Origin of the sequence: Azoarcus sp. PA01 (assembly GCA_001274695.2) — a bacterium.
Classification (GTDB): Bacteria; Pseudomonadota; Gammaproteobacteria; order Burkholderiales; family Rhodocyclaceae; genus Aromatoleum.
Window position 1 is genome coordinate 713,336 of the sequence record LARU01000004.1, and the last position, 21,276, is coordinate 734,611.

The window sequence follows — 21,276 nt, forward strand, 5'->3', positions numbered from 1 at the left end:
GAGTGCAGCCGTCATCCACAGCACTGCGACGAGCGCGACACCGTGCTGGCGAACACGCGCGAAGCCCGCATGGACTGCGGCGGCGCCGGTCCTCGCCATTCAGTCGTCCTCCCCGATGCCGCTCGTGTCGTCGGCGCCGTCCTCGCCGGGCGCGACGCGGGCGGCACGTACCCCCGCGACAAGTTCCGGCCAGGGCCCGGCCGCATTCGCGATCCTTAAGCGCACGCCGCGCGGCAACCCCGGGACAGCCCAAGTCTCTTTCCAGCTGCCCTCGCTGCCGAGGTAGCGAATCGAGAACGCCGCGAGCCCCGGGACGAGCACGTGCTCGGGCTCGGCAGTCCAGTCGATGTCGCGTTCGGCGACGACGAAAGGCACGAATTGCAGAACGAGCCGCCGGTCTTCACCGACCGACGTGCGCAGCTCGCTGACCGACAGGCGCAAGCGGTGCAATCCGCCGACCCCCTGTCGGGCGGGCATCGGTGCGAGCCATTCGACCACGTCCGGAGTGCCGACGAATCCCGGGCGGAGCCCGCCGTCAGGCCCGAGAGGAAGGCGTCGCGCCGATGCGTCCGCGAAACTCTGGCGCAGGAAAGCGCTGACGAGGCGCATATCCTCCGCGTCGTGGCGGTGCACGTCGAGCCGCGCGCCGGTCTCGCCGAACGTGCGCAGTGCCGTCGTCAGGCCGAGCATCACGAGCGACACGAGCAAGAGGGCGACGACGACCTCGACGAGTGTGAAACCGTCCTCGGCCCGCCCGCGTCTCATTGCCCTTCCGCCTCGAGCGGACGCAACGTAACGAGCCGGAAGCCACGCTCTCGCCCACTCTCCTGCCAGCTTACCTGGACAGTGACCTGATGCAGTTCCCACTCCGGCGGGGTGTGTGACATGACCGGATATGGCGCGCTCGAAATGCGCCACGCGAACCCGTCTTCGCTTCCACCCTCGGCGTAGAGTCCGGCACCGGGGACTGACTCGTAGAGCGCGAGCACCGATTCAGCGGTGAGCACGGCCCGGGTATGACGCCCGGACATGGCGGTCGCGCGCACGCTTCCCCCCAGCGACTGATACAGCGCGCCGAGCGCGATCGCCATGATCGCGAACGCGACGAGCACCTCGAGCAGCGAGAAGCCTCGCGCGGTGCGCGCGGTGGGGCGCAGACTCACGTTCCGAGCGGCTCCTGCGTCACGCGTCCGAGCAGCCAGTCAACCCGCAATCTGACCCCGGCCCCCGACGGCCGGATGAGCTCGACGCTACCGCCGGTCGCGCCGCCTTCAGGATAAAAACGGATCGCCGCCTGGCCGCCCGGTCGGATCTCGCCCTGCGCGACGACGACGCGGACGTCGAGGTCGCTGGGCAGTTCGGAGTCGAAACGCGCGTCAACGCCGAAACGGCGAGTCTGTAAGTCGACGTCGAACGTCGTCGTGCGACCGCTGCGTACCGCTTCGGCTCGCGCGGCGTTCAGCCCCGTGAGCAGCGTCCGCAGCGTCGCGCGGTACTGCATCGTTTCGTATGCGCGGTCCAGCACGACCGGCGCGACCGCGAACAGCGTGGCCGCGATTGTTAGCGCGACGAGTATCTCGACGAGCGTAAAGCCGCGAAACGACCGATGGCGGTAGCCTGCGGGGCTCGAGGAGCGCGGGCGCCGGTTCATTTCCAGTTGCCGACGTCCACGTTCTCGCCTTCGCCTCCCGGCGTGTTGTCCGCACCGAGCGTGAAAATGTCGATCTGCGCACGGCGGCCGGGATTTTCGTACTGATAAGGAATGCCCCAAGGGTCTGGCGGCACGCCGCCCTTGAGGTAGGGCCCGTTCCAGCCCGTCCCGGCCGCAGGCCGCGCCACAAGCGCGTCGAGCCCTTCTTCGTTCGTCGGAAACCGTCCGACGTCAAGCTTGAACAGCTCGGCAGCCTGTTCGAGATCGCTGACCTGGACGCGGGCCGTCTTCGACTTTGCGCCGCCAAGCTGGTCAAGGACACGAGGGCCGACGAGCCCGGCGAGCAGGCCAAGGATTACGAGCACGACGAGGAGTTCGACGAGCGTGAAGCCGGGGCTTCGGAAATGCGGGCGTGAGGAGGTCGTCATCGGTTGGCGCTCGTGGATCAGGTGGAAAGGGTTCCGGGTCGCCGGAAACATGTAACCGCGCCAGCAGCAGGGCAAGAGTGGGTCCGGGTCATCGTCGTGGTCACATCGCGAGTTCGTTGATCGAAAGAATGCCCATCAGGATTGAGATGATGATGGACGCAATGACGGCGCCGAGCGCGAGGATCAGCAGCGGCTCGAGCAGCGTCAGCGCACGCTTCACACCGGCCTGTACTTCCCCGTCGTGGACGCGCGCGAGATCGAGCAGCATCTCGTCGAGCCGGCCGGTCTCCTCGCCGAGGCGCACCATGTTCAGCGCGAGCGGCGTGAAGAGGCCCGTCGCGGCGAGCGCGTCGGCCATCCGCCCGCCCTGCTTGATCGCGGGCACGACGCCGGTCATCGCCGAGCGCAGGTGGACGTTGCCGATCGTGTCGGACGCGATGCGGATTGCCGTCACGATCGAGATGCCGCTGTGAAGCAAGGTTCCCATGCTTCGGGCAAAGCGCGTGATCTCGAATTTCTGTACGACCGGACCGAGAACGGGAAGTCGCAAAATCCGCGCGTCGAGCCACTGCCGCCCGTTGGGCGTGCGCGACCAACGGCGCAATATCAGGATCGCGGCGGCGAGCGCGAGCACCAGCATCCAACCCCAGTCGACGACGACGTGGCCGGCCGCGACGATCATCCGCGTCGGCAGCGGCAACGCGTCGCCCATGTCCTCGAACAGCGACTCAAACTGCGGAATCACGAACGCAAGCATCAGGAACACCGATACAACCGCGACGACGACGAGGATCGCCGGATAGATCAGCGCCGAGACGACGCTCTCGCGCAGCGCGCGCATCCGTTCGAGGTGTTCGGTGAGGCGCGCGAGCACGTCGGCAAGCTCGCCACCGGCCTCGCCCGACCGGACCATGTTGATGTAGAACTCGCCGAACAGCGGCCGGTGCGGCGCAAGCGCCTGGCTCAGACCCTTGCCGGCCTTCACCCCAGCGAGCAGGTCGTCGATAATCGCCCGTACCGACGGCTTCGTCGTCATTCCCGCAAGCACCCGCAGCGCCCGGTCGAGCGGCAGCCCGGCCCGTAGCATGATCGAGAGCTCGCCGGTGAGCGCATGCACATCGGAAGCACCCGGCCCGCGATCGCTCGCGAACAGGCCGGCGGGCCGGGTCGTGTGGGCGGGGGCCGCGAAAGGCGTCGCCGCGCCGCCCGCCTCGTCTATGCGGATAGGCGTGTAGCCCTGGCTGCGCAGCATGCGCAGCGCAAGGTCCTTCGACGCGGCCTCCAGATGCCCCTCGAGGATCTGGCCATCCGCTCGCGCTGCGCGATAGGCGTAGTCAACCATTGGCGTTCTGGTCCTGGGTCACGCGCAGCACCTCGGCGAGCGACGTCGTGCCGTCGGCGACCTTGCGCAATCCGTCCTCGTAGAGCGTCAGCATGCCTGCGCGCCGCGCGACGCCATGGAGCGTCGCCGCGTCGGCGCCGGACAGAATTATCTCGTGCGCCGCGTCGTCCAGGACGAAGAGCTCGTGGATCGACGTGCGGCCGAGGTAACCGGTGTCCTTGCATTGCGGGCAGCCGCGCGCCGCGTAAGTCTTGCCGGCGCCGCCGCCCACGAAGCGCCCGAGTCCGGAACTTTCAATCGTCGCCGCAGGCAGATCGACGGGCACCTTGCAGTGCGGGCAGAGCTGGCGCACGAGGCGCTGCGACAGCACGCCGTTGACGGTCGAAGTGATCAGATAGCGCTCGACGCCCATGTCCTCGAGCCGGATGATCGCACCGACCGCGGTGTTCGTGTGCAGCGTCGACAGCACGAGATGTCCGGTAAGGGCCGATTGCACCGCGATCTGCGCGGTTTCGCCATCGCGCATCTCACCGATCATGATGATGTCCGGGTCCTGCCGAAGGATCGAGCGCAGCGCATGCGCGAACGTGAGACCGATCTGTGGCTGCACATGCACCTGGTTGATGCCGCTCAGCTGGTATTCGACCGGGTCCTCGACCGTCAGGATCTTCAGCTCGGTCGCGTTCAACTTCGCGAGCGCGGCGTACAGCGTCGTCGTCTTGCCGCTGCCGGTCGGGCCGGTCACGAGCAGGATGCCGTGCGGCCTGCCGAGCAGTTCCCGAAAGCGTGCGAGGTTGTCGCCGGCGAAGCCCATATCTTCGAGGCTCAGGCGCACGCTCGCGCGGTCGAGCACGCGCATCACGACGCTCTCGCCGTGCACGGTGGGCAGCGACGACACGCGCAGGTCGAGCTCATGCCCCTTGACGCGCGTCATGATCCGCCCGTCCTGTGGCAGACGCCGCTCCGCGATGTTCAAATGCGCGAGCAGCTTGATGCGCGACGTGACCGCCGGACCGAGTTCGGCCGCGACTGTCTCCGCGTCCTGCAGCACGCCGTCGACCCGATAGCGCACGTGAACGCCGTCGTCGAACGGCTCGATATGGATGTCTGACGCGCGTAGGTCGATGACGCGCGCGATCAGCTGATTGACGAGCCGGATCACCGGCGCTTCGCTCGCGAGGTCGCGCAGGTGCTCGATGAAGTCGTCCCCGCTCGCCGTTTCGCTGGGCGCATGCGGCCCTGCCCCCTGCTCCTCCTCGACCTCCGGTTCGGCGTAGAGCTGGGACAGCGCGGCCTGGATCTCGGATTCGAGCCCGAGTCGTGCGCGGATCCCCAGACCGGTCGCGAGACGCAGCGCCTTCGTCAGGAACGCGTCCTGCGGCACGCCCATCACGACATCGAGTCGGTCGCCATCGCGGCAAAGCGGCAGCACGCCGTGCGCGACGAGATAGTCCGAAGCGAGTCCCTCGACGAGGATTGCCTCGTGCGGATAGTCCTTCGCGAGGACGAGCGGGATGTCGAGTTGGCCCGACAGCGCGCTCGCGACGTCAAGCTCGGACAGCAACCCGAGCCGGACCAGCACGCGCCCGAACAGATCACCGATCTCCTGCTGCGCGGCGAGGGCGTGCTTGAGATCGCGGGGCGTAAGCTTGTCCTGGCGGACGAGCAATTCGCCAAGTCGCATCGCCTTAACCGTCGAAGCTGTCTGCATCTGTCGCCCGTGGTCGGAAGCCCGGAGTCACCGACGAGAGTCGGCACCGGACCTTTTTTGTCAGGATCCAAGGCTAACTCCAACGCCGCCGCGATTCCACATCTCCGGGAGGGAGACGGGAAAAAAGATGGATGAGAGGGCGGGGGATATGACGACAGGGCTCGTCCGAGCAAAGTACTAAGTCCTCGCGAGGGGACTTCACATCCCGGTCCGAATTTCCGCCGCTGTCGATTGAGGCAGTGTGCTGAGAAGGGTGCAAAAGCCCTGCACTGGAGCAGAAACGGCCTTCAGGCCACCGCGTGGTGCTCGCCGGAGGCTGGGGTTTATCGAGCACTTACAGTGATTGGCAATCCGCGTACTCATGCTTGCAAAACGAGCGCACCCGCTCCGGCATCGTTGCAATGAGCTCCATGCCTGCGCGCGCTTCTTCAAGCCGTGCGGCAACCGTCTTGGCGATCGAACCGGAACGAATCGTCGCCTTCAGGTCGAGGTTGAGATATTCGTCGGGATTTAGTTCAGGAGCGTGGGCGCGCGACCGACTTCGTCCTCGACAGCGACACGGCTCGGGTAGCCGTGCGCTGCGAGGTGCACCGCCGCCAGCGACGACGGCATGCGCACGTCTACAGGGCGCTCCATGACCTCGCTGCGCACGTCCGCAAGGACGGCACAGCGGGTCCGGCAACTCAGGCGGTGGCCAGCGCCTTGGCGAGTTTCGCCTTCAGCCGCTGCGCGGTCTTCTCGGCGCCGACGACGAAGCGGCTGTGCTTGCCGCGGGCGACTTCCTCGAGTGCGTCGCGTGCGGTGAATTCGAACGTCACGGCCGGGCCATTGACTTCGGTCACGGTTACGGTGATCTCGATCCACATGCCGAGCAAGGTCGCGCCGACGTGGTCGAGTTCGACGCGCGTGCCGACCGAATCCTTGCCTGCTTCGATGTTTTCGAGCAGCAGGTCGCGGCACACGACTTCGATGTCGTACAGCAGGCTCGGCGTCGAGTAGACGCGGCAATCGTCGCCCATGAATCCGATCGTGCGGCCGGCATCGATGTCGTAACGCCGCGTCGAGGTCAGGCCGGCTTTCAGGGTTTCGCTCATTTGATTTCCTCCAGTTGTTCCATGTTTTCGAAAGGCAGCCGCCCGGATGGAAGGCTGCCGCTTTTTCAGCAAGGGCTTATTGGTTGCGGTTCCTGATCGCGTCCGCGTCGAGGCGCGCCTCGACGTAGCGGACCAGCGCCCGCGTGCCGCGTCCACAGTTGCGGAACACGCACACGCCCTGGTCCATCAGGCGGGCAGCCATCGCGTCGTAGAGCGAGCCGCCGTCGACGATGCCGATGACGGGCTTCTCGCTCTTCGCCGCGAGCGGCGGGTAGATGTGCACGGTGCCCTTCGGGTCCGAGAGGTCATAACCGGGGCGCAGCTTGCTGGTTTCGAGACCGCGGATCGATGGGGCTGTCGGGTCGAGGCCGACGACGACGGCGTCGATGTTCGGGTCGTCGAGAAACGCTTCGGTGATCTGCAGGTGGGCCTCGTCGTCCGCGCCGGGGTTGATGTCGATGGGGTTCCTGACTTCGACCAGCGCGTCGAGGCGCTTGGCGGCGAGGATGGCCTGCACGCGCTCGACGGTGGCATCTTCGAGCGCGCCCATGTCGAGTGCGAAAGTCTCGGAGACGATCGAATCGGCCATGCCGACGGCCTCGAAACCGGCACCGCTGATCGCCCCGATGCGTTTGCCGACTTTCTTGCCGTGCAGCGCGCCAGCAATATAGAAGAGGTCGTCGAACGTATTGAAATCCTCGGCGACGATCGCGCCGGCCTGGCGCAGCACCGACTCGAACAGCACCGGATCGCCGGCGATGGAAGCCGTATGGCCCATGACGCCGCCGGCACCCGCTTCGGTGCGCCCGGACTTGTACACGACGACCTGCTTACCGTTGAGGACCGCCTTGCGCACCGCATGGGCGAAGTCGAGGCCATCGCCATCCTTGAAGCCTTCGATGTAGATGCCGAGGGTGTCGATGCCTTTCTTCTCGGCGAAGAAGTTGAGCATGTCACCGTGAGTGAGGTCGGTCTGGTTGCCCAGCGCGAGCATGTAGGCCGGGTCGAGCCAGGGGTTCTGCGAGATGCGCGTGATCATGAAGGCGCCGGACTGGCTCAGCATCACGGAGTTGCGCTGCGCCTTTTTCTGCGGCTTGGGCAGGCGCTCGAGCGGGATGAACCAGGAGTCGTAACCGCCGGGATGCGAGACCACCCCGAGGCAGTTCGCGCCGAGGAACACAGGACCGCCACCGGGTTTGCCATGGGCGGCGTTGATCTTCGCGGCAAGCTCGGCGGCAGGCTCGCGGCTCTTGGCGGTTTCGCCGAGACCGCCGGGAATCAGCATCACGGATTCGACGGCATCGGTTTCGATGATTTCGTCGACCAGCGCGTACACCGCATCGTTAGGCACAGCGACGATCAGCAGGTCGAGCTTCGCGGGCAGGGCGCGCAGGCTCTCGACGCAGCGAACGCCGTCAATCTCGGTCTCGCCCGGACGAATGATGGTCAGCTTGTCCTTCGGGTAGCCGCTGCCCATCAGGTTCTTGAGGATGATGCGGCCGAAGTTCATGCTCGTCGCCGACACGCCGATGACACCGATCGACTGCGGGTGGATCAGCTTGTCGATCTTGTGCACCGGGCGCGGCAGGCGACCCGCGACCGGGGCGCCGAACTCGAAGCGGGCGCTGCCGACCGTCGGCTTCTTGTTGAACTGCACCGAGTCGAGTTCGAGTGTGCGCAGCACGAACGGCGCCTGCGGGTTCGTCGCGGAATACTCGCGGGCGAGGCCGAGCATCAGGCCGAAGCAGAATTCGAGCACCTGGTCCGGCGGACGACGTCCGTCACGCTGCGCGAGCGCTGCCATCTTGCGGTACGCAAGGGTGCGCCGGAACAGGCCGAGAAAGTCGGCGGCGTCGGTCAGTTCGACCGAAGCGGAAACGCTCGCACGGTCCTTGCGGAAATTGTCGCGGTCGAGCTGCGCATCGATACCGCCCTGCCCTGCGGTGATGACGATGCCGAACTCGCGCGTGTTGTTCAGTTCGATGCGAAGATCGACGCCGCCCGGCGTCCCCTCGGCCAGCGCGGCGCCAAAGCTCGCGACGAACTTCTCGAGTTCCGTGGCGTTGAGCGCGTCGCGCCCTTCGGACGCCGCCTGCTTGAACAGCTCTCCGGCGACGGCGTTCACCGCCGCACCCGGATTGAATGTCGACCGATCGTTCACTGTGCTGTCTCCGTTATCGCCCCGCGGACTGCCGCGCGGCCTTTGTTGGAATTCCCTTGTGCCACCGGGGCCGGGCGGCAAAACCGGGCGGCTTCGACCGGCCATTCCCCAATTCGCCATTCCCGCTGCCGGAAGGCCCGCACGGCAGACGCCTCATTCACGTCCGCCGTCACGGGCACGGCCGTCACACACTCGCTTTCGGCCGCTTGTCGACGACGCGCTTCGCCTTGCCGATCTGCGTGCGCTCGATGCTGCCTGTTTCGAGCACGTGGACATCGGCCGACACGCCGACCGCGCTCTTGATCTCGTGGCGGATCTCCGTCGCGATCGCCGCGCGCTGGCTCGCATTGAGCACCTCCGACAGGTCGTGGCGCACTTCGGCGAGCACCGTCATCTCGTCCATGTGGTGCTCGCGGGTGATCTGCAGCTGGTAATGGCCGCACAGGCATTCATGCTTGAGCAGAATTCCTTCGATCTGCGTCGGGAAGACGTTCACGCCGCGGATGATCAGCATGTCGTCGCTGCGGCCGGTGATCTTGCCGATACGGCGCATCGGCCGCGCAGTTCCCGGCAGCAGCACGGTGAGGTCGCGCGTGCGGTAGCGGATGATCGGCAGCGCTTCCTTCGTCAGCGACGTGAACACGAGCTCGCCCGGCTCGCCGTCGGGCAGCACTTCGCCGGTCTCGGGATCGATGATTTCGGGATAGAAATGGTCTTCCCAGATATGCGGGCCGTCCTTCGTCTCGATGCATTCGCAGGCGACGCCCGGGCCGATCACTTCGGACAGCCCGTAGATGTCGATTGCGTCGATGCCGAGCCGCGTCTCGATCTCGCGGCGCATCTCGTTGGTCCAGGGTTCGGCGCCGAACACGCCGAGGCGCAGCGACGTCGAAGCCGGATCGATGCCCTGGCGCTGCAGCTCGTCGGCGATCGTCAGCATGTACGACGGCGTCGCGAGGATGATCGTCGGGGCGAATTCGCGGATCAGCTGGACCTGCTTCTCGGTGTTGCCGCCCCCCATCGGGATCACCGCCGCACCGAGATTCTCGCCACCGTAATGCGCCCCGAGGCCGCCGGTGAACAAGCCGTAGCCGTAGGAATTGAGGATGATGTCGTTGCGCGTGCCGCCGGCGGCGCGCAGCGAGCGCCCCATGACACCCGCCCACATCGCGATGTCGTTCTTCGTGTAGCCGACGACGGTCGGCAGACCGGTCGTGCCGGACGAGGCGTGCACGCGCACGACCTCGCTCATCGGCACCGCGAACATCCCGTACGGGTAGTTCTCGCGCAGTTCCTTCTTGCTCGTGAAAGGGAAACGCGCAAGATCGGACAACTGCTTCAGGTCGGACGGATGCACGCCCGCGGCGTCGAACGCGGCGCGGTAGTGCGGCACGTTGTCGTACGCGTGCTGCAACGACCATTTCATCCGTTCGAGCTGCAGCGCAGCGAGTTCCTCGCGGCTCGCGGTCTCGATCGGTTCCAGTTCATCCCCTGCCGGGGCGCGCCCCGACTCCCAGTCTTGTCTAGCCGCCATGGGCCTGCTCCGAAAAACGTTGTACGAATTTTGCATTTTCCATGACCTTCCCCTGGATATGCTCGATCTGGTCGGGGCTCAGGTGACGGAAGCGTCCCATGGCCTTGAGGTAATCGGTGACCGGTAGCGGGTCGTCGACGGGGCGGGTGAAGTTGAGGCCCTCGTCCGGCGTGAACTCCCACAGCATGACGAAGTTGGTCTCGACCGCTTTCCTCGCGACTTCCATGTTCTGGTCGGACGGAAAGCGCCAGCCGGTCGTGCAGGGCGAATACACATGCACGTACGCGAACCCGGTTTTCGACGCTTCGATCGCGCGGTCGAGCTTCGCGTAGAGGTCTTCCATGTACGCGGTCGACGCGGTCGCGACGTACGCGCAGCGGTGGTTCACCATTAGCAGCGGCAGATTCTTCGCGTCCTGCGTCTTGCCCTGCGCCGGCTGCCCTGCGGCACAGCCGGCGCCGATCGGCGTCGTCGACGTCCAGGCGCCGTACGGGGTGCAGCTCGAGCGCTGCATGCCGGTGTTCATATAGCCTTCGTTGTCGACGACCATGAAGAGCATCTGCTCGCCGCGCTCGGCCGCGCCCGACAGCGACTGGAAGCCGACATCCGACGCGCCGCCGTCGCCGGCGATCGCCAAGGCGGTCACGTCGCGCCCCATGCGCTTGAACTGGCGCTTGACGCCCGCGAGCATCGCGGCGGTGTTCGTCAGCAGCGGATGGAAGACCGGGACTTTCGTGCCGGTCGTGCCGTTGAAGCCGACCGAGCCCATGCCGGGCACGCACCCGGGAGGGGTCGCGAGCACGGTATCGGGGCCGACGCGGCGCAGCGTGTGGCGCATCAGCAGTTCGGTGTTGCACCCCTGGCAGCCTGCGAGTCCCGGCGCGAAGAGGTCTTCCCAGTCGCCGACTTCGTTGTAGATGTTCGCCGTCGTCACATAGGTCAGCGCGCCCTTGCTGCACACCGGCACGCACGCAGGCCTGCCATCGCAAGTGTCGCACTTCGACACGTGGCCGGTGGCCTCCTCCAACGCGATGCCGCCGTACGCACAGCCGACCGTGCACAGCAGGCAGTCGACGCATTTCGAAGCGTCCCAGCCGATCACGCCCGACGCACCGTCCTTGGCGAGCGCGCCGGCCGGACACACGGTGACGCATTTGGGGTCGGCGCACTGGCGGCACAGCGCCAGCTCGAACGCTTTTTCAGTGGCGTCCTCAATTGCGTTGGCCATTGCGTCCGTGGCTGCGTTACCTCGGCCGACGATCTGGATGCGCGAACGCGCCCAATCGTCGGTGCCGGTCTTGGCCTGCGCGCAGGCCGTCATGCAATCGCCGCAGCCGTCGCACTTGGCGGGGTCGAAGGCGATCGTGCTGTAAGCTCGTCCCATATCTGCTCCTTGATCGGGCGCTTCTAGCGCCACGTCCTCGACATCAGCTCACGGCCGACTTTGAGCGGGTCGGCGACCAGGCGCTCCTTGACTGCCGTGAGGTCCATGCGCCGCACGATCAGCTGCGCCATGATGCCGCCGTCGAAGAATTCATTGACGCCGAAGATGCCGGCGAGCCGCCCGTCGCGGAAGATCGCTTTCAGGTAACGTCCGGTTTTTTCATCGAAGCGGGTCAGCACCTCGCTGCCTTCGGGCGCTTCGCTCGAGCCGACCGAGATCGCATGCCGGCCGAAGAAGTGGTAGGTGTTGAGCGGCACGCCGCCCGCGTAAGGCTTGATGCCCGCATCGCCCGCCATCGCCATGCCGGCCAGACGCCCCTGCTCGGTCGCCGAAGGCAGGATCGCGTTGACGCGCGGCGTCGGCGAGAAGAAATGCTTCGCCTGCGCGCAGTCGCCTGCCGCCCAGACGTTGGCGACGCTCGTGCGCATCGTGTCGTCGACGAGGATGCCGTGGTCGAACGCGACGCCGCTGCCATTGAGATACTCGAGGTTCGGCTTGACGCCGGTGGCGACGAGCAAGAGATCGGCTTCGAGCGTGGTGCCGTTGGCGAGCGTCAGGCGCGCGCCCACGGGCGAGGGCTCGAGGCGCACGACGCGGCTGCCGGTGAGGATCTTCGCGCCGTTGTCGGTGAACGCCTGCTCGATCATCTGCGCGGCCACTTTGTCGAAGTAGCCCGCGGTGAGCTGGTCGCTCATCTCGACGATCGTGACGCTCGCGCCCGCCTTGACCAGGTTCTCCGCGGCGTGCATGCCGACGAGCCCGGCGCCGAGCACGACCGCCTGGCGCGACTGCGCGATCGCTTCGCGCAGCCCGAGCGCGTCGTCGAGCGTCCGGAGCACGTGGTACGAGACGGTGTCGATACCGGGGATCGGCGGGATCGCGGGCGACGTGCCGGTCGCGAGCAAGAGCTTGTCGTAGCCGACGCGCGTGCCGTCGGCAAGTTCCGCGGTGTTCGCGTCCGCGTGCAGCGCGGCGAGCCCGGCCCCCGGCCGGTAGCTCACCGCGTTGCGCGCGAAGAAGTCGTCGTCGCGCAGGAACACGCGCTCGGGCGCGGATTTTCCGGACACGACATACGGCAGCACGGTCGGCGAATACGGCAGGTGCGCGTCGCGCGTCACCACCGTCAGCGTGCCTTCCGCGTCATGCATGCGGATCGCGCTGATCGCCTCGAGCGCCGCGTGGCTGCTGCCGACGATCAGGTATTGGGTCTGTTCCATCGCTGGCTCCATGGTTCTGCCGCCCTCAGTCATTCTCGTTGAGCCACACCGGCTCGGTCGGCGCCGGCCCGTCGAGGAGGGCCGCAGTGGCGTCGATGACGCGGTGAAAGTGGCCAATCGTGATGTCCGCGCCGGCGAGGCCGCCGATGAAGCTCATCGCCGGCAGCACCGTGCCCGATTGCCCCGCGAGGCGGTACAGCACGCCGAGCACTTCCTGGTACATCGGCCCGCAGTTCCAGCGGAAACCGACCGAGCGATCGACGACGCCGAGCGCGCGCACTTTCGACAGCGCACGCATCAATGCTTCGACCGGGAACGGGCTGAACGTCTTGATCTTGATGAGGCCGACTTTCTTGCCGGCTTCGCGCGCCTCGTCGACGGCGTCCTTCGCCGCCCCCGTCATGCTGCCGAGCGTCATGATCGCGAACTCGGCATCGTCGAGACGGTACTCCTCGACGAGCGGCGCGTAACTGCGCCCGAAGCGCTCCGCCCACTCGGCATGCACGGCTTCGATGACGGAGAGCGCGTTCTGCATGCCGCGGCACTGGCTCTTGCGATAGCGCACGAACGTCGCCGGCCCCTTGCCGCCCGCGCCGCCGGTGAGCGGATCGACCGCCATCGGCTTCAACGGGTCGAGCGCGACGTGCCAGTTGACGTCCTTCGCCCCCATGAACGCATCGACGTCCGACTGATCGGGCAGTTCGACGCGCGCGGTGCCGTACGACAGGTAATTGCCGTCGAGGCAGATGTTCACCGGCAGCATCACGTCGTGATCTTCGGCGATCCTGAACGCCATCACCGTCGTGTCGAGCACTTCCTGCACCGTCTCGCAGTAGATCTGCACCCAGCCGACTTCGCGCACCGTCATCGCGTCCTGGTGCCCGCCCCACACACATTGCGGCGTGATGCCGTCGCGCGTGACGATCGACATCACGATCGGCAGGCGCATGCCCGACGTGCGGAAATACGGCTCGAACATGAACGCGAGGCCGGGACCGCAGGTCGCCGTGTAGGTGCGCGCACCGGCCAGAGCGCCGCCCTGCAGCACCGACAGCACCGAGTGTTCGCCTTCGGCGTCGACGATGTCGGCGTCCATCTTGCCGTCGGCGATGAGTTTCGCGACGTGCTCGACGAGCGAGGACTGCGGCGTGATCGGATACACCGCGACCATGTCGGGGCGCGCGAGCGCGACCGCGAGCGCGGCCGCTTCGTTGCCTTCGCACAGCATCACTTTCTGCTTCTTCGGCGCGCTGACCGCGGGTTTTTCGAGCGTGGTGGTGCTCATGTTCACTGGGCCTCCCCGATCATCGTGATCGCGCGCTGCGGGCACTCGGTCGCACAGATGCCGCAGCCTTTACAGGTGTTGAGGTTGAAGTCGAACCACGCGGCGTGCTCCTCGACGCACTGCACCGGGCAGTACAGCCAGCACACCGCGCATTTGACGCATTTGTCGCGGTCGACGACCGGGCGCTGGCTGCGCCAGTCGCCGGGCAGCATCGGGCTGATGTCAGTCGCGACCGGGCACAGGTCGTCGGGGACGTTGGCCTGCTCGAGGTTGAACAGCGGATAGCTTTGATGCCGGCTCATGCGGCGACCCTCCTTTCGATCTGGTGCACGCTCGTCTCGGCATAGCCGCGCTCGAGCGCCGTCATGTTCTGCGCGAGCCCGGCGTCGCGAAAGTCCGAGTCCTCGAGCGCGCGCTTCAACGCGTCGAGCGACACGACACCCGTCGTCTTCGCGAACGCGCCGAGCATCAAGGTGTTGGTGATCGGCCGGCGGAAGATCTCGAGCGCGATTTTGACCGCGTCACACAAGCCCACGCGCCCGACCGTGTCGGGCAGCACGAGCTCGGCGAGCGGCTTGTGCGTCGCCTGCACGAGCGTGCCGCCGGCTTTCAGTCCGGCGAAGATATCGACCGAGCGGGTCAGCGTCGGATCGACGCAGATCAGGCAGTCGGGGTTGTAGATATTGGTGAGCTGGCGGATCGGGCGCTCGCTCGCGCGCAGGAACGACACGACCGGCGCGCCGCGCCGCTCGAAGCCGAACGACGGGATCGATACCGCATATTTGCCTTCCTCGACCAGCGCCGCGGCCAGAATGCCTGACGCCAGCACCGAACCCTGGCCGCCCCGGCCATGGAATCGCACCTCGTACATCTTGTCTCCTCCTGCTGCTCGCGGGACCCGGCTCGCTGGCCCGGCCCCTGTCGTTTGCTTCGTTTGGCTTCGCGGGTCGGGGACCGGCCCCGGCCGTTCAGCCGGCTCCGCCCCAGCCCGGTTTCACCGCGGCGCCAGCGGGGCCGCGGCCGCGCACCGGCAGGTGCGGCAACGCGAAACCCTGCGTGAAGGCGGCGCGGCGCACCAGCGTGTATTTGACGAGCCAGCCGCCGCCGACCGCGATCAGTCCGGCCGGAATCAGCGCGAAGCCCGCCAGCGGTGCGCCGAGCGCCGCAACCAGCAGCAGTGCTGCGGGAAGCAGGTTGCCGAACTTCAGGAACTGCCCATCGACCGCCGCGAGCGCGCGCAGGCTGCCTTCCGGCGCCCCGTCCGCGCGTAGCCCCGCGAGGTAGCTGCGCCACAGCAGGGCACGAACCAGCAGCAGCCCGAGCGTCACCGCGGCGACTCCGACCTGGCCCGCCGCGCTCGTCATCACGAACGGGGAAGCCACCGCCACCAGCGCCGCGCCTTCAGCGAAACCGGTCGCGACCAGCATCGGCCGGCAGCGCGGATGGCGCCACGCCGGGATCCCCTTGTCGGCGGACAGAATGCGTGCCTGGGCATAGACGAAAGCGGCGCCGAACACGCCCGTCAGCAGCACGAACAGGGTGTCTGCGGTGAACAGCGCAAGCGCACCACAGACAAACACCAGCGGCGCCACCGCCGCTTCGCGGGTCATCCACGACGTGGCCAGATGCCGGTAGACATTCAACGCACGCCACGGCTTGCCGATCTCGAACCACACGCAGGTGAGTCCCGCGCCGATCAGCGCCATCCCGCCGAGCAGCAGGGCGCGAACGTCGGTGCCGGCGAGGCTCGCCAACGCGGCAAAGAACAGCACTCCGCCGCCCGCGCCGCCGGCGATGAAGTTCGACGCCGCGCGCCAGTCCCAGTTGTGCTGCTGGCGCGGACCGATCCGGTCGCCCGCCTTCAAGGTCTTCGCTTTCATCGCGGCCTTCACCCCTTGTCCCAGATGTAATACACGCCGGGGCCCGTGCCGAGCTCCTCGTGCATGCGAAACGATTGCGTCTCGGCCAGGAGCCGGCTGACGTTGCTGTTGGGGTCGTCGATATCGCCGAAGCTCATCGCCCCCGAGATGCACGAATTGACGCACGCCGGCGTGACTTCGGGGTCGCGCCCGGGCACTTGGCCGGTGCGCGCCGCCTCGTCGATGCGATCGACACAGAACGTGCATTTCATCGACACGCCGATCCGCGCCGGGTCGAAGCGCACTTCCTCGGACTTGATCGGCGTGTCGCCGTAAGCGAACTTCGCCTCGTGCACGATCGAGCGCGCCTCGTACGGACAGGCCATCACGCAGTTCGCGCAGCCGATGCAGGTGTCGTAGTCGATGGTGACCAGCCCGTCGGCGCGCTTTTTCGTCGCGGTGGTCGGGCACACTTCCTCGCACGGCGGTTCGTCGCAATGCATGCACGCAACCGGCACAAAGCTGCGGCGCACGTCGGGAAATTCGCCCGTCTCGAGATCGAGCACGCGGCGCCACTGCACGCCCGGCGGGGTCGCGTTGGCGTTCTTGCACGCCGCGGTACAGGTCTGGCAGCCGACACAGCGGCGCAGATCGATGGCCATCACGTAGCGGGTCATACAGTCTCCTTGGCAGCAACCTTGCGCACTGCAACACGCACGATGTCCGAGCCCGAGCCGGTCGCATCGGTCAATTCGAGCGACATCGGCGCGATCGTGTTGAGGCTCGGCATGCCGAAATCCTTGGCGAAAGGGGTCGCCCAGTGATCGAACTGGCCAAGGATCACCAAGGTGTCCGGGCGCACGCCCTGCGCGAGCACTGCGTCGCCGTAGGTCGCGCCGATGTGCGAGCGGATCTCGACGCGGTCGCCGTCCTGGATGCCGAGGCTCTTCGCAGTCTTCGCGTTGATGATCACGCCGGTGTGGCCGCGCACGTTCTGCGACACTTCACGCATCAGCGCGATCGAGACGTTGCCGCCGGTGTGGTACTGCATGCTCTTGGTCGCGAGCAGCCACAGCGGGAAGTCGTCCGGGTTGGCGCCGACATTGACGAGCTGCTCGGTCCAGCGCCCGGGCACGTCGTGCCACTCGGGCAGCGCCGTGTATTCGGAGAGCTGCGCGTCCCACCAGTGCATCTTCTGCTCGTGCAGCCGGTTGCCGAGCTCGCGGCCGATCCGCAACAGCCGCTCCTGGTACGGCATCTCGTAGCGCAGCCCGTGCTTTTCCAGCGTCGGCGTCAGGTACCAGTCGAGCTTCGACATCGGCACGGTGTAGAAGCCGTGCTCCTTGAACCATTCGAGGTCGTGCGTCTCGGCGCCATTCGACAGGCTCGCCGACGAAGCCTTGCAGATCGCGTCCCAGATCGGCTCGACGCCATGTTCCTGGCTCAGGTCAAGCGAATGGTCGTAGTGCTCGCCTTTCAACGGCGCGCCACCTCCGGCGCCGCGGTTGAGCGCGGCGTTGTAGCCTTCGAGCAGCCCGGTGCGCTTGGCGAGCTCCGTGCTGATCCACGTGAAGTCGCGCGCCTCGCCCTGCGGCGCCACTGCGGGCTGGCGCAGCACGACGCCGCGGTGCTCCCAGAACTGCTCGACGAACTTCGTGCCGCCGACCTTGATCATCTGCAGCGACTCGAGGTCGGTCGCTTCCGGCAGCAGCACGTCGGCCATCCAGTTGGTTTCATCGACGGTGTAGGCGAAGCACACCGTGAACGGGAACGTCGCGATCGTGTCGACCAGCGTCGGCGTGTCCCAGAACGAGATCGCCGGGTTCGAGCGATAGACGAACCACACGTCGGGCAGCGTCGGCACCGGCATCGACCAGTCGCTCGGCACTTCGCGCAGGTGCATCCACGCCAGTTGCGTCGGGCCCAGCGCCTGGCTCCACGCGCTGTTGCCGACGATCGGCACGAGCGTGCGGTGCGCGTTGCGCCCGGTCGGCGTCGACACCCAGTGTTCCTTGTCGGTCGGGTTGAAATTCTGCGCCATGAAGCCGTCTTCGCCGGCCTTGACGCTAACGTGACGGTCATCGTGCGGGCGGTTCAGCCGCACCGTCGTGCCGAGCGTGCCACCGGGGTTCTCGAGCGCGCCGACGAGGGTCGCAAGAAGCGTCCGCGCCCAGCAGCATTCGAACGCGCCCCAGCCGTTGTTGACCGACTTGCCGAGTGTCACCGCGACCGGGCGCAGCGGCAAGGTGTGGCCGTCGATGTCGATCGTCGCACCGATCGAGGCCGCTTCGAGGTATTCGTTGGCGATGCGCCGGATTGTCTCGGCCGGCACGTCGCTCACGCCTGCCGCCCATTCCGGCGTGTATTTCTTCATGTGCTCGACGAGCATCGTGTACGCGGTCTTGCCTTCGACCGCGCCCATCTCGCACCGCACGTCGTCGGCGTCGACGCTCACGGCACCGGCGACAGCAAAGGATCCGGCCACTGCCGGCACCGCGCCCGGCGTGTCGAACGGCACGGCACGCCCGGTTCTCTCGTCCCACAGCAGCGGCTTGGCGCTTGCGGCGTCGCGCAGGTACAACCCGTCGGGGCCGACGAGATACGGCGACGAGGTGCGATCGCGCAGGAACGCCACGTCGAGCTCGGCGAGGCCGTGTTCGCACACCAGCACGTGGATCAGCGCGAACATGAACGCCGGGTCGGTCTTCGGCCGGATCGGCACCCATTCGGCCGAACAGGCCCCGGTCACCGACAGGTGCGGCTCGACCTGCACGCGCTTGTAGCCGCGCACCCGCGCTCCGGCGTGGCGCGTCACCGCGCACGGGCCGCCGGAAGCTTCGACGTTCGAGCCGATCGAGATCACGTAGTCGGCGAGCGGCGTGTCGGCCGCGACGGTGAACGCGCGGTGCCAGAACTCGCCGTACAGGTGCTCGGAGTGCACGCACTTGACGCCCTGGCCCGAGCCGAAGCTGAAGTCGATCGGACCCCACGCGGAAAGAAAGGCCGGGAACGTCCCCATGTACATCGCCGGCGTGCCGCCGTGGCCGAAGCTCGCCGCCAAGCGCGGCAGGCCCGCTTCGTCCGTCACCCCTTTTTCGCGCGTCGCGGTGAGCTTCGCGGCGACGAGATCCAGCGCCTCGTCCCACGACACCGGCACGAAGCCCGGATCCTCGTTGCGCCCTTTCTTCGGGTTCGTGCGCTTCATCGGCTGCAGCACGCGGTGCGGGTTGTAGGTCTTCTGCACGAGCCCGTAGGCTTTCACGCACACGCGTCCGCGCGCCGGATGCACGTCCTCGGCGGCGAAGTTCGGCTCGATTTCGGTCGCGACGCCATCGACGACCTTGACCGTCATGAAGTCCGGGCCGGCGACGCAGTTGTAGCAGTAGCTCGCGACTTTGGCGACCGACTGCGGCTTGGGGGCAAGCGTCATGTTGTTCCTCACCTCAATGAATGCGTTGCGGGTGCGAATACACGCTGTGGCGCTCGCCGCGTGCAAACCCGATCAATGTGACCCCGGCCGCTTCGGCCAGGCGCACCGCCATGCCGGTCGGGGCCGACACGGCCGCGACGACTGCGATGCCCACCGCCGCGGCCTTCTGCACGATCTCGTAGCTCGCGCGGCTCGTCATCAGCACGAAACCGTCGCCGAACGCGCCGCCGCTGGCAGCAACCGCCCCGATCAGCTTGTCGAGCGCGTTGTGCCGGCCGACGTCCTCGCGCACGAGCTCGACCGCGCCGTCCAGGCCGCACCACGCCGCTGCATGCACTGCGCCGGTCAGGTGGAACAGGTGCTGGCGCGCGTGCAGCTCGGCCTGTGCCCGGGACAATGCGCCGGCCTGCAGCGCGCCGCGGCCCGCATCCACCGTGCCGAGCCGGCGCCCGGCGATCTGCTCCAGGCTCTCGATGCCGCACAGTCCGCAGCCGGTGCGCCCGGCCATCGCGCGGCGACGCTGGCGCAGCCCCGCGAAACGTTCGCCCGCGATGCGCATCTGCACTTCGCTGCCCTGGGGGTGGTCAACAACTTCGATATCGTAGAGCTCACGGGCCTCGTCGATGATGCCTTCGCTGAGGCTGAAGCCAAGCGCGAAGTCTTCGAGGTCCTGAGGGGTGGTCATCATTACGGCGTGGGAAAAGCCGTTGTACACGAGCGCGGCAGGGACTTCTTCGGCAACCAGGTCTTCTTCGCAGGTGGCGTCGGCGCCAACCCAGCGCTCCACCCCTACCCTGCCGTGCGAATCTGCGATCGAATCCGAATCGTGCCGCATCGCTCACCCCGCCAACCGGTTTCACCCCGATCCGCCGAGATTGGCGAATCAGCCTCTTCACTTGACCGTAACGATACAAATTCGTCCGATAGAAGTCAATATATTTGTATCGTTTTTCATCCACCATTTCATGGTGCGATGCATCATTCCGCGTCGCGCCAGCGAAGCTCGCATTTTGCGCTCCGGCGGTCGAAGTCCGCCGTCCGAATCACGTCCCTTCTGTTCTTAAATCGCCCGAGCGGCGCTAGAATCAATCAGCATTCAATTCAATAACGAAATAACCCTCCCTCAGAGAAACACGTTCACGACAATGAAGAGCCGGTTCATTACGCAGTGGATCAACGACTACCTGGCGGAACGCCGCGTACGCGCGAACTCGCTGATCATCACCATCTACGGAGACTTCATCGCCCCGCACGGCGGAACCGTATGGCTCGGCAGCTTCATACGGCTGGTCGAGCCGCTGGGCCTGAACGAGAGAATGGTGCGCACCAGCGTCTATCGCCTGGCGCAGGACAAGTGGCTGGTTTCCGAGCAGATCGGACGCAACAGCTATTACAGCCTCACCGCCTCCGGCCGGCGGCGGTTCGAACACGCCTACCGCCGGATTTACGACGCACGGCAGCTGCCGTGGAACGGCGAATGGCAGATCGTGATCCTGCCGTCGACGCTGGCCGCGCCGCAACGCGACGCGCTGCGCAAGGAACTGTCGTGGGCGGGTTACGGAACGGTCGCCCCGGGCGTGCTCGCGCACCCGTCGGCGGACACTGAAACCCTGCTGGAAATCCTCCAGGAGACCGGCACCCACGACAAGGTCGTGCCAATGACCGCCACCAATCTAGGCGCGCTGTCGAACCGCCCGCTGCAGGATCTGGCGCGCGAATGCTGGAATCTGGAAGCAATCGGTGCGACCTACCGGGAGTTCGCGGACCGGCTGCGGCCGGTGTTGCGGGCGCTGCGCACGGCTCGCGACCTGGATCCGGAACAATGCTTTCTCGTGCAGACCCTGACGATGCACGATTTCCGGCGCGCCCTGCTGCACGACCCGCTCCTGCCGGACCAGCTGATGCCTGCCGACTGGAGCGGTTCGGTGGCCCGCGAAGTGTGCCGCGACATTTATCGCATCACCTACCGCCTCGCCCAGCAGCACCTGATGGCGACATGCAAGACGCCCAACGGCCCGCTGCCGCCCGCCGCGCCGTACTTCTACGAACGTTTCGGCGGCCTCGCAGACACCACCTACCGCGAAATGGCCGAGCAGCGGTAGCGCAGGATGCATCGACGC

The 21,276-nt window shown here is 66.8% G+C and carries 20 protein-coding genes; 1 reads left to right on the plus strand and 19 read right to left on the minus strand.

Translation table 11 applies throughout. The features are described from left to right. Positions 1-99: 99 nt before the first annotated feature. The 19 genes from PA01_15480 to fdhD all read right to left on the minus strand — a co-directional run bounded on the left by PA01_15480 (position 100) and on the right by fdhD (position 19,991). Positions 100-765 carry a prepilin-type N-terminal cleavage/methylation domain-containing protein gene (locus tag PA01_15480; protein KON79854.1) on the minus strand — a complete coding sequence of 222 codons (666 nt, stop codon included), beginning with the start codon at positions 763-765 and terminating at the stop codon, positions 100-102. Continuing rightward, positions 762-1,163 carry a type II secretion system GspH family protein gene (locus PA01_15485; GenBank protein KON80387.2) on the minus strand — a complete coding sequence of 134 codons (402 nt, stop codon included), beginning with the start codon at positions 1,161-1,163 and terminating at the stop codon, positions 762-764. The genes PA01_15480 and PA01_15485 overlap by 4 nt, the downstream gene beginning before the upstream one ends. Beyond that, positions 1,160-1,651: a GspH/FimT family pseudopilin gene (locus PA01_15490; GenBank protein KON79855.1), complete on the minus strand. Its 492-nt coding sequence runs from the start codon at positions 1,649-1,651 to the stop codon at positions 1,160-1,162. The genes PA01_15485 and PA01_15490 overlap by 4 nt, the downstream gene beginning before the upstream one ends. Beyond that, the gene (gene gspG / locus PA01_15495; GenBank protein KON80388.1) at positions 1,648-2,079 is read right to left on the minus strand and encodes a type II secretion system major pseudopilin GspG; all 432 of its coding nucleotides are present in this window, start codon (positions 2,077-2,079) and stop codon (positions 1,648-1,650) included. The genes PA01_15490 and gspG overlap by 4 nt, the downstream gene beginning before the upstream one ends. Positions 2,080-2,179: 100 nt before the next feature. Continuing rightward, positions 2,180-3,421 carry a type II secretion system F family protein gene (locus tag PA01_15500; GenBank protein KON79856.1) on the minus strand — a complete coding sequence of 414 codons (1,242 nt, stop codon included), beginning with the start codon at positions 3,419-3,421 and terminating at the stop codon, positions 2,180-2,182. Further along, positions 3,414-5,105: an ATPase, T2SS/T4P/T4SS family gene (locus PA01_15505; protein ID KON79857.2), complete on the minus strand. Its 1,692-nt coding sequence runs from the start codon at positions 5,103-5,105 to the stop codon at positions 3,414-3,416. The genes PA01_15500 and PA01_15505 overlap by 8 nt, the downstream gene beginning before the upstream one ends. Before the next feature lie 537 nt (positions 5,106-5,642). Then, complete coding sequence (locus PA01_19100) at positions 5,643-5,768, minus strand: hypothetical protein (protein ID KAI5912344.1); 126 nt, start codon at positions 5,766-5,768, stop codon at positions 5,643-5,645. A 47-nt stretch (positions 5,769-5,815) separates the two neighbouring features. Continuing rightward, positions 5,816-6,226: a LysR family transcriptional regulator gene (locus PA01_15510; GenBank protein ID KON79858.1), complete on the minus strand. Its 411-nt coding sequence runs from the start codon at positions 6,224-6,226 to the stop codon at positions 5,816-5,818. A 76-nt stretch (positions 6,227-6,302) separates the two neighbouring features. After that, a complete protein-coding gene (locus tag PA01_15515) occupies positions 6,303-8,387 on the minus strand; it encodes a CoA-binding protein (protein KON79859.1) in 2,085 nt (694 codons plus the stop codon). A 184-nt stretch (positions 8,388-8,571) separates the two neighbouring features. Next, positions 8,572-9,921 carry a phenylacetate--CoA ligase gene (gene paaF, locus PA01_15520; GenBank protein KON79860.1) on the minus strand — a complete coding sequence of 450 codons (1,350 nt, stop codon included), beginning with the start codon at positions 9,919-9,921 and terminating at the stop codon, positions 8,572-8,574. Further along, entirely contained in the window at positions 9,911-11,305 is a 1,395-nt protein-coding gene (locus PA01_15525; protein ID KON79861.1) for a thiamine pyrophosphate-dependent enzyme, read from the minus strand. The genes paaF and PA01_15525 overlap by 11 nt, the downstream gene beginning before the upstream one ends. A 23-nt stretch (positions 11,306-11,328) precedes the next feature. Beyond that, positions 11,329-12,582: an FAD-dependent oxidoreductase gene (locus tag PA01_15530; protein KON79862.1), complete on the minus strand. Its 1,254-nt coding sequence runs from the start codon at positions 12,580-12,582 to the stop codon at positions 11,329-11,331. 25 nt (positions 12,583-12,607) lie between these two features. Next, positions 12,608-13,867, minus strand: coding sequence for a phenylglyoxylate dehydrogenase (locus PA01_15535; GenBank protein KON79863.1), 1,260 nt, complete (start codon positions 13,865-13,867; stop codon positions 12,608-12,610). A gap of 2 nt (positions 13,868-13,869) precedes the next feature. Then, positions 13,870-14,169, minus strand: a complete 300-nt coding sequence (locus PA01_15540) for a 4Fe-4S binding protein (GenBank protein ID KON79864.1) — start codon at positions 14,167-14,169, stop codon at positions 13,870-13,872. Further along, a complete protein-coding gene (locus PA01_15545; protein ID KON79865.1) occupies positions 14,166-14,738 on the minus strand; it encodes a 2-oxoacid:acceptor oxidoreductase family protein in 573 nt (190 codons plus the stop codon). The genes PA01_15540 and PA01_15545 overlap by 4 nt, the downstream gene beginning before the upstream one ends. A 97-nt stretch (positions 14,739-14,835) precedes the next feature. Next, the gene (locus PA01_15550; protein ID KON80389.1) at positions 14,836-15,747 is read right to left on the minus strand and encodes a dimethyl sulfoxide reductase anchor subunit; all 912 of its coding nucleotides are present in this window, start codon (positions 15,745-15,747) and stop codon (positions 14,836-14,838) included. Between the two features lie 8 nt (positions 15,748-15,755). Further along, positions 15,756-16,403 carry a 4Fe-4S dicluster domain-containing protein gene (locus PA01_15555; GenBank protein KON79866.1) on the minus strand — a complete coding sequence of 216 codons (648 nt, stop codon included), beginning with the start codon at positions 16,401-16,403 and terminating at the stop codon, positions 15,756-15,758. Beyond that, positions 16,400-19,156 carry a molybdopterin-dependent oxidoreductase gene (locus PA01_15560; protein KON79867.1) on the minus strand — a complete coding sequence of 919 codons (2,757 nt, stop codon included), beginning with the start codon at positions 19,154-19,156 and terminating at the stop codon, positions 16,400-16,402. Before PA01_15560 ends, PA01_15555 begins: the two co-directional genes overlap by 4 nt. 13 nt (positions 19,157-19,169) lie before the next feature. Beyond that, entirely contained in the window at positions 19,170-19,991 is an 822-nt protein-coding gene (fdhD, locus tag PA01_15565) for a formate dehydrogenase accessory sulfurtransferase FdhD (GenBank protein ID KON79868.1), read from the minus strand. A 310-nt stretch (positions 19,992-20,301) separates the two neighbouring features. Between fdhD and paaX the strand changes: the two genes are divergently transcribed. Beyond that, on the plus strand, positions 20,302-21,258 hold the full coding sequence (gene paaX, locus PA01_15570) for a phenylacetic acid degradation operon negative regulatory protein PaaX (protein ID KON79869.1): 957 nt from the start codon (positions 20,302-20,304) through the stop codon (positions 21,256-21,258). The last annotated feature ends 18 nt before the right edge of the window (positions 21,259-21,276 follow it).

Excerpts from the sequence above, each read along its gene's own strand:
- PA01_15560 (KON79867.1), bottom strand. The coding sequence starts at position 19,156 with ATGACGCTTGCCCCCAAGCCGCAGTCGGTCGCCAAAGTCGCGAGCTAC.
- PA01_15550 (KON80389.1), bottom strand. The coding sequence starts at position 15,747 with ATGAAAGCGAAGACCTTGAAGGCGGGCGACCGGATCGGTCCGCGCCAG.
- fdhD (KON79868.1), bottom strand. The coding sequence starts at position 19,991 with ATGCGGCACGATTCGGATTCGATCGCAGATTCGCACGGCAGGGTAGGG.
- paaX (KON79869.1), top strand. The coding sequence starts at position 20,302 with ATGAAGAGCCGGTTCATTACGCAGTGGATCAACGACTACCTGGCGGAA.
- PA01_15505 (KON79857.2), bottom strand. The coding sequence starts at position 5,105 with ATGCGACTTGGCGAATTGCTCGTCCGCCAGGACAAGCTTACGCCCCGC.
- gspG (KON80388.1), bottom strand. The coding sequence starts at position 2,079 with ATGACGACCTCCTCACGCCCGCATTTCCGAAGCCCCGGCTTCACGCTC.
- PA01_15555 (KON79866.1), bottom strand. The coding sequence starts at position 16,403 with ATGACCCGCTACGTGATGGCCATCGATCTGCGCCGCTGTGTCGGCTGC.
- PA01_15500 (KON79856.1), bottom strand. The coding sequence starts at position 3,421 with ATGGTTGACTACGCCTATCGCGCAGCGCGAGCGGATGGCCAGATCCTC.
- PA01_15490 (KON79855.1), bottom strand. The coding sequence starts at position 1,651 with ATGAACCGGCGCCCGCGCTCCTCGAGCCCCGCAGGCTACCGCCATCGG.
- paaF (KON79860.1), bottom strand. The coding sequence starts at position 9,921 with ATGGCGGCTAGACAAGACTGGGAGTCGGGGCGCGCCCCGGCAGGGGAT.
- PA01_15540 (KON79864.1), bottom strand. The coding sequence starts at position 14,169 with ATGAGCCGGCATCAAAGCTATCCGCTGTTCAACCTCGAGCAGGCCAAC.
- PA01_15545 (KON79865.1), bottom strand. The coding sequence starts at position 14,738 with ATGTACGAGGTGCGATTCCATGGCCGGGGCGGCCAGGGTTCGGTGCTG.
- PA01_15480 (KON79854.1), bottom strand. The coding sequence starts at position 765 with ATGAGACGCGGGCGGGCCGAGGACGGTTTCACACTCGTCGAGGTCGTC.
- PA01_19100 (KAI5912344.1), bottom strand. The coding sequence starts at position 5,768 with ATGGAGCGCCCTGTAGACGTGCGCATGCCGTCGTCGCTGGCGGCGGTG.
- PA01_15510 (KON79858.1), bottom strand. The coding sequence starts at position 6,226 with ATGAGCGAAACCCTGAAAGCCGGCCTGACCTCGACGCGGCGTTACGAC.
- PA01_15525 (KON79861.1), bottom strand. The coding sequence starts at position 11,305 with ATGGGACGAGCTTACAGCACGATCGCCTTCGACCCCGCCAAGTGCGAC.
- PA01_15530 (KON79862.1), bottom strand. The coding sequence starts at position 12,582 with ATGGAACAGACCCAATACCTGATCGTCGGCAGCAGCCACGCGGCGCTC.
- PA01_15535 (KON79863.1), bottom strand. The coding sequence starts at position 13,867 with ATGAGCACCACCACGCTCGAAAAACCCGCGGTCAGCGCGCCGAAGAAG.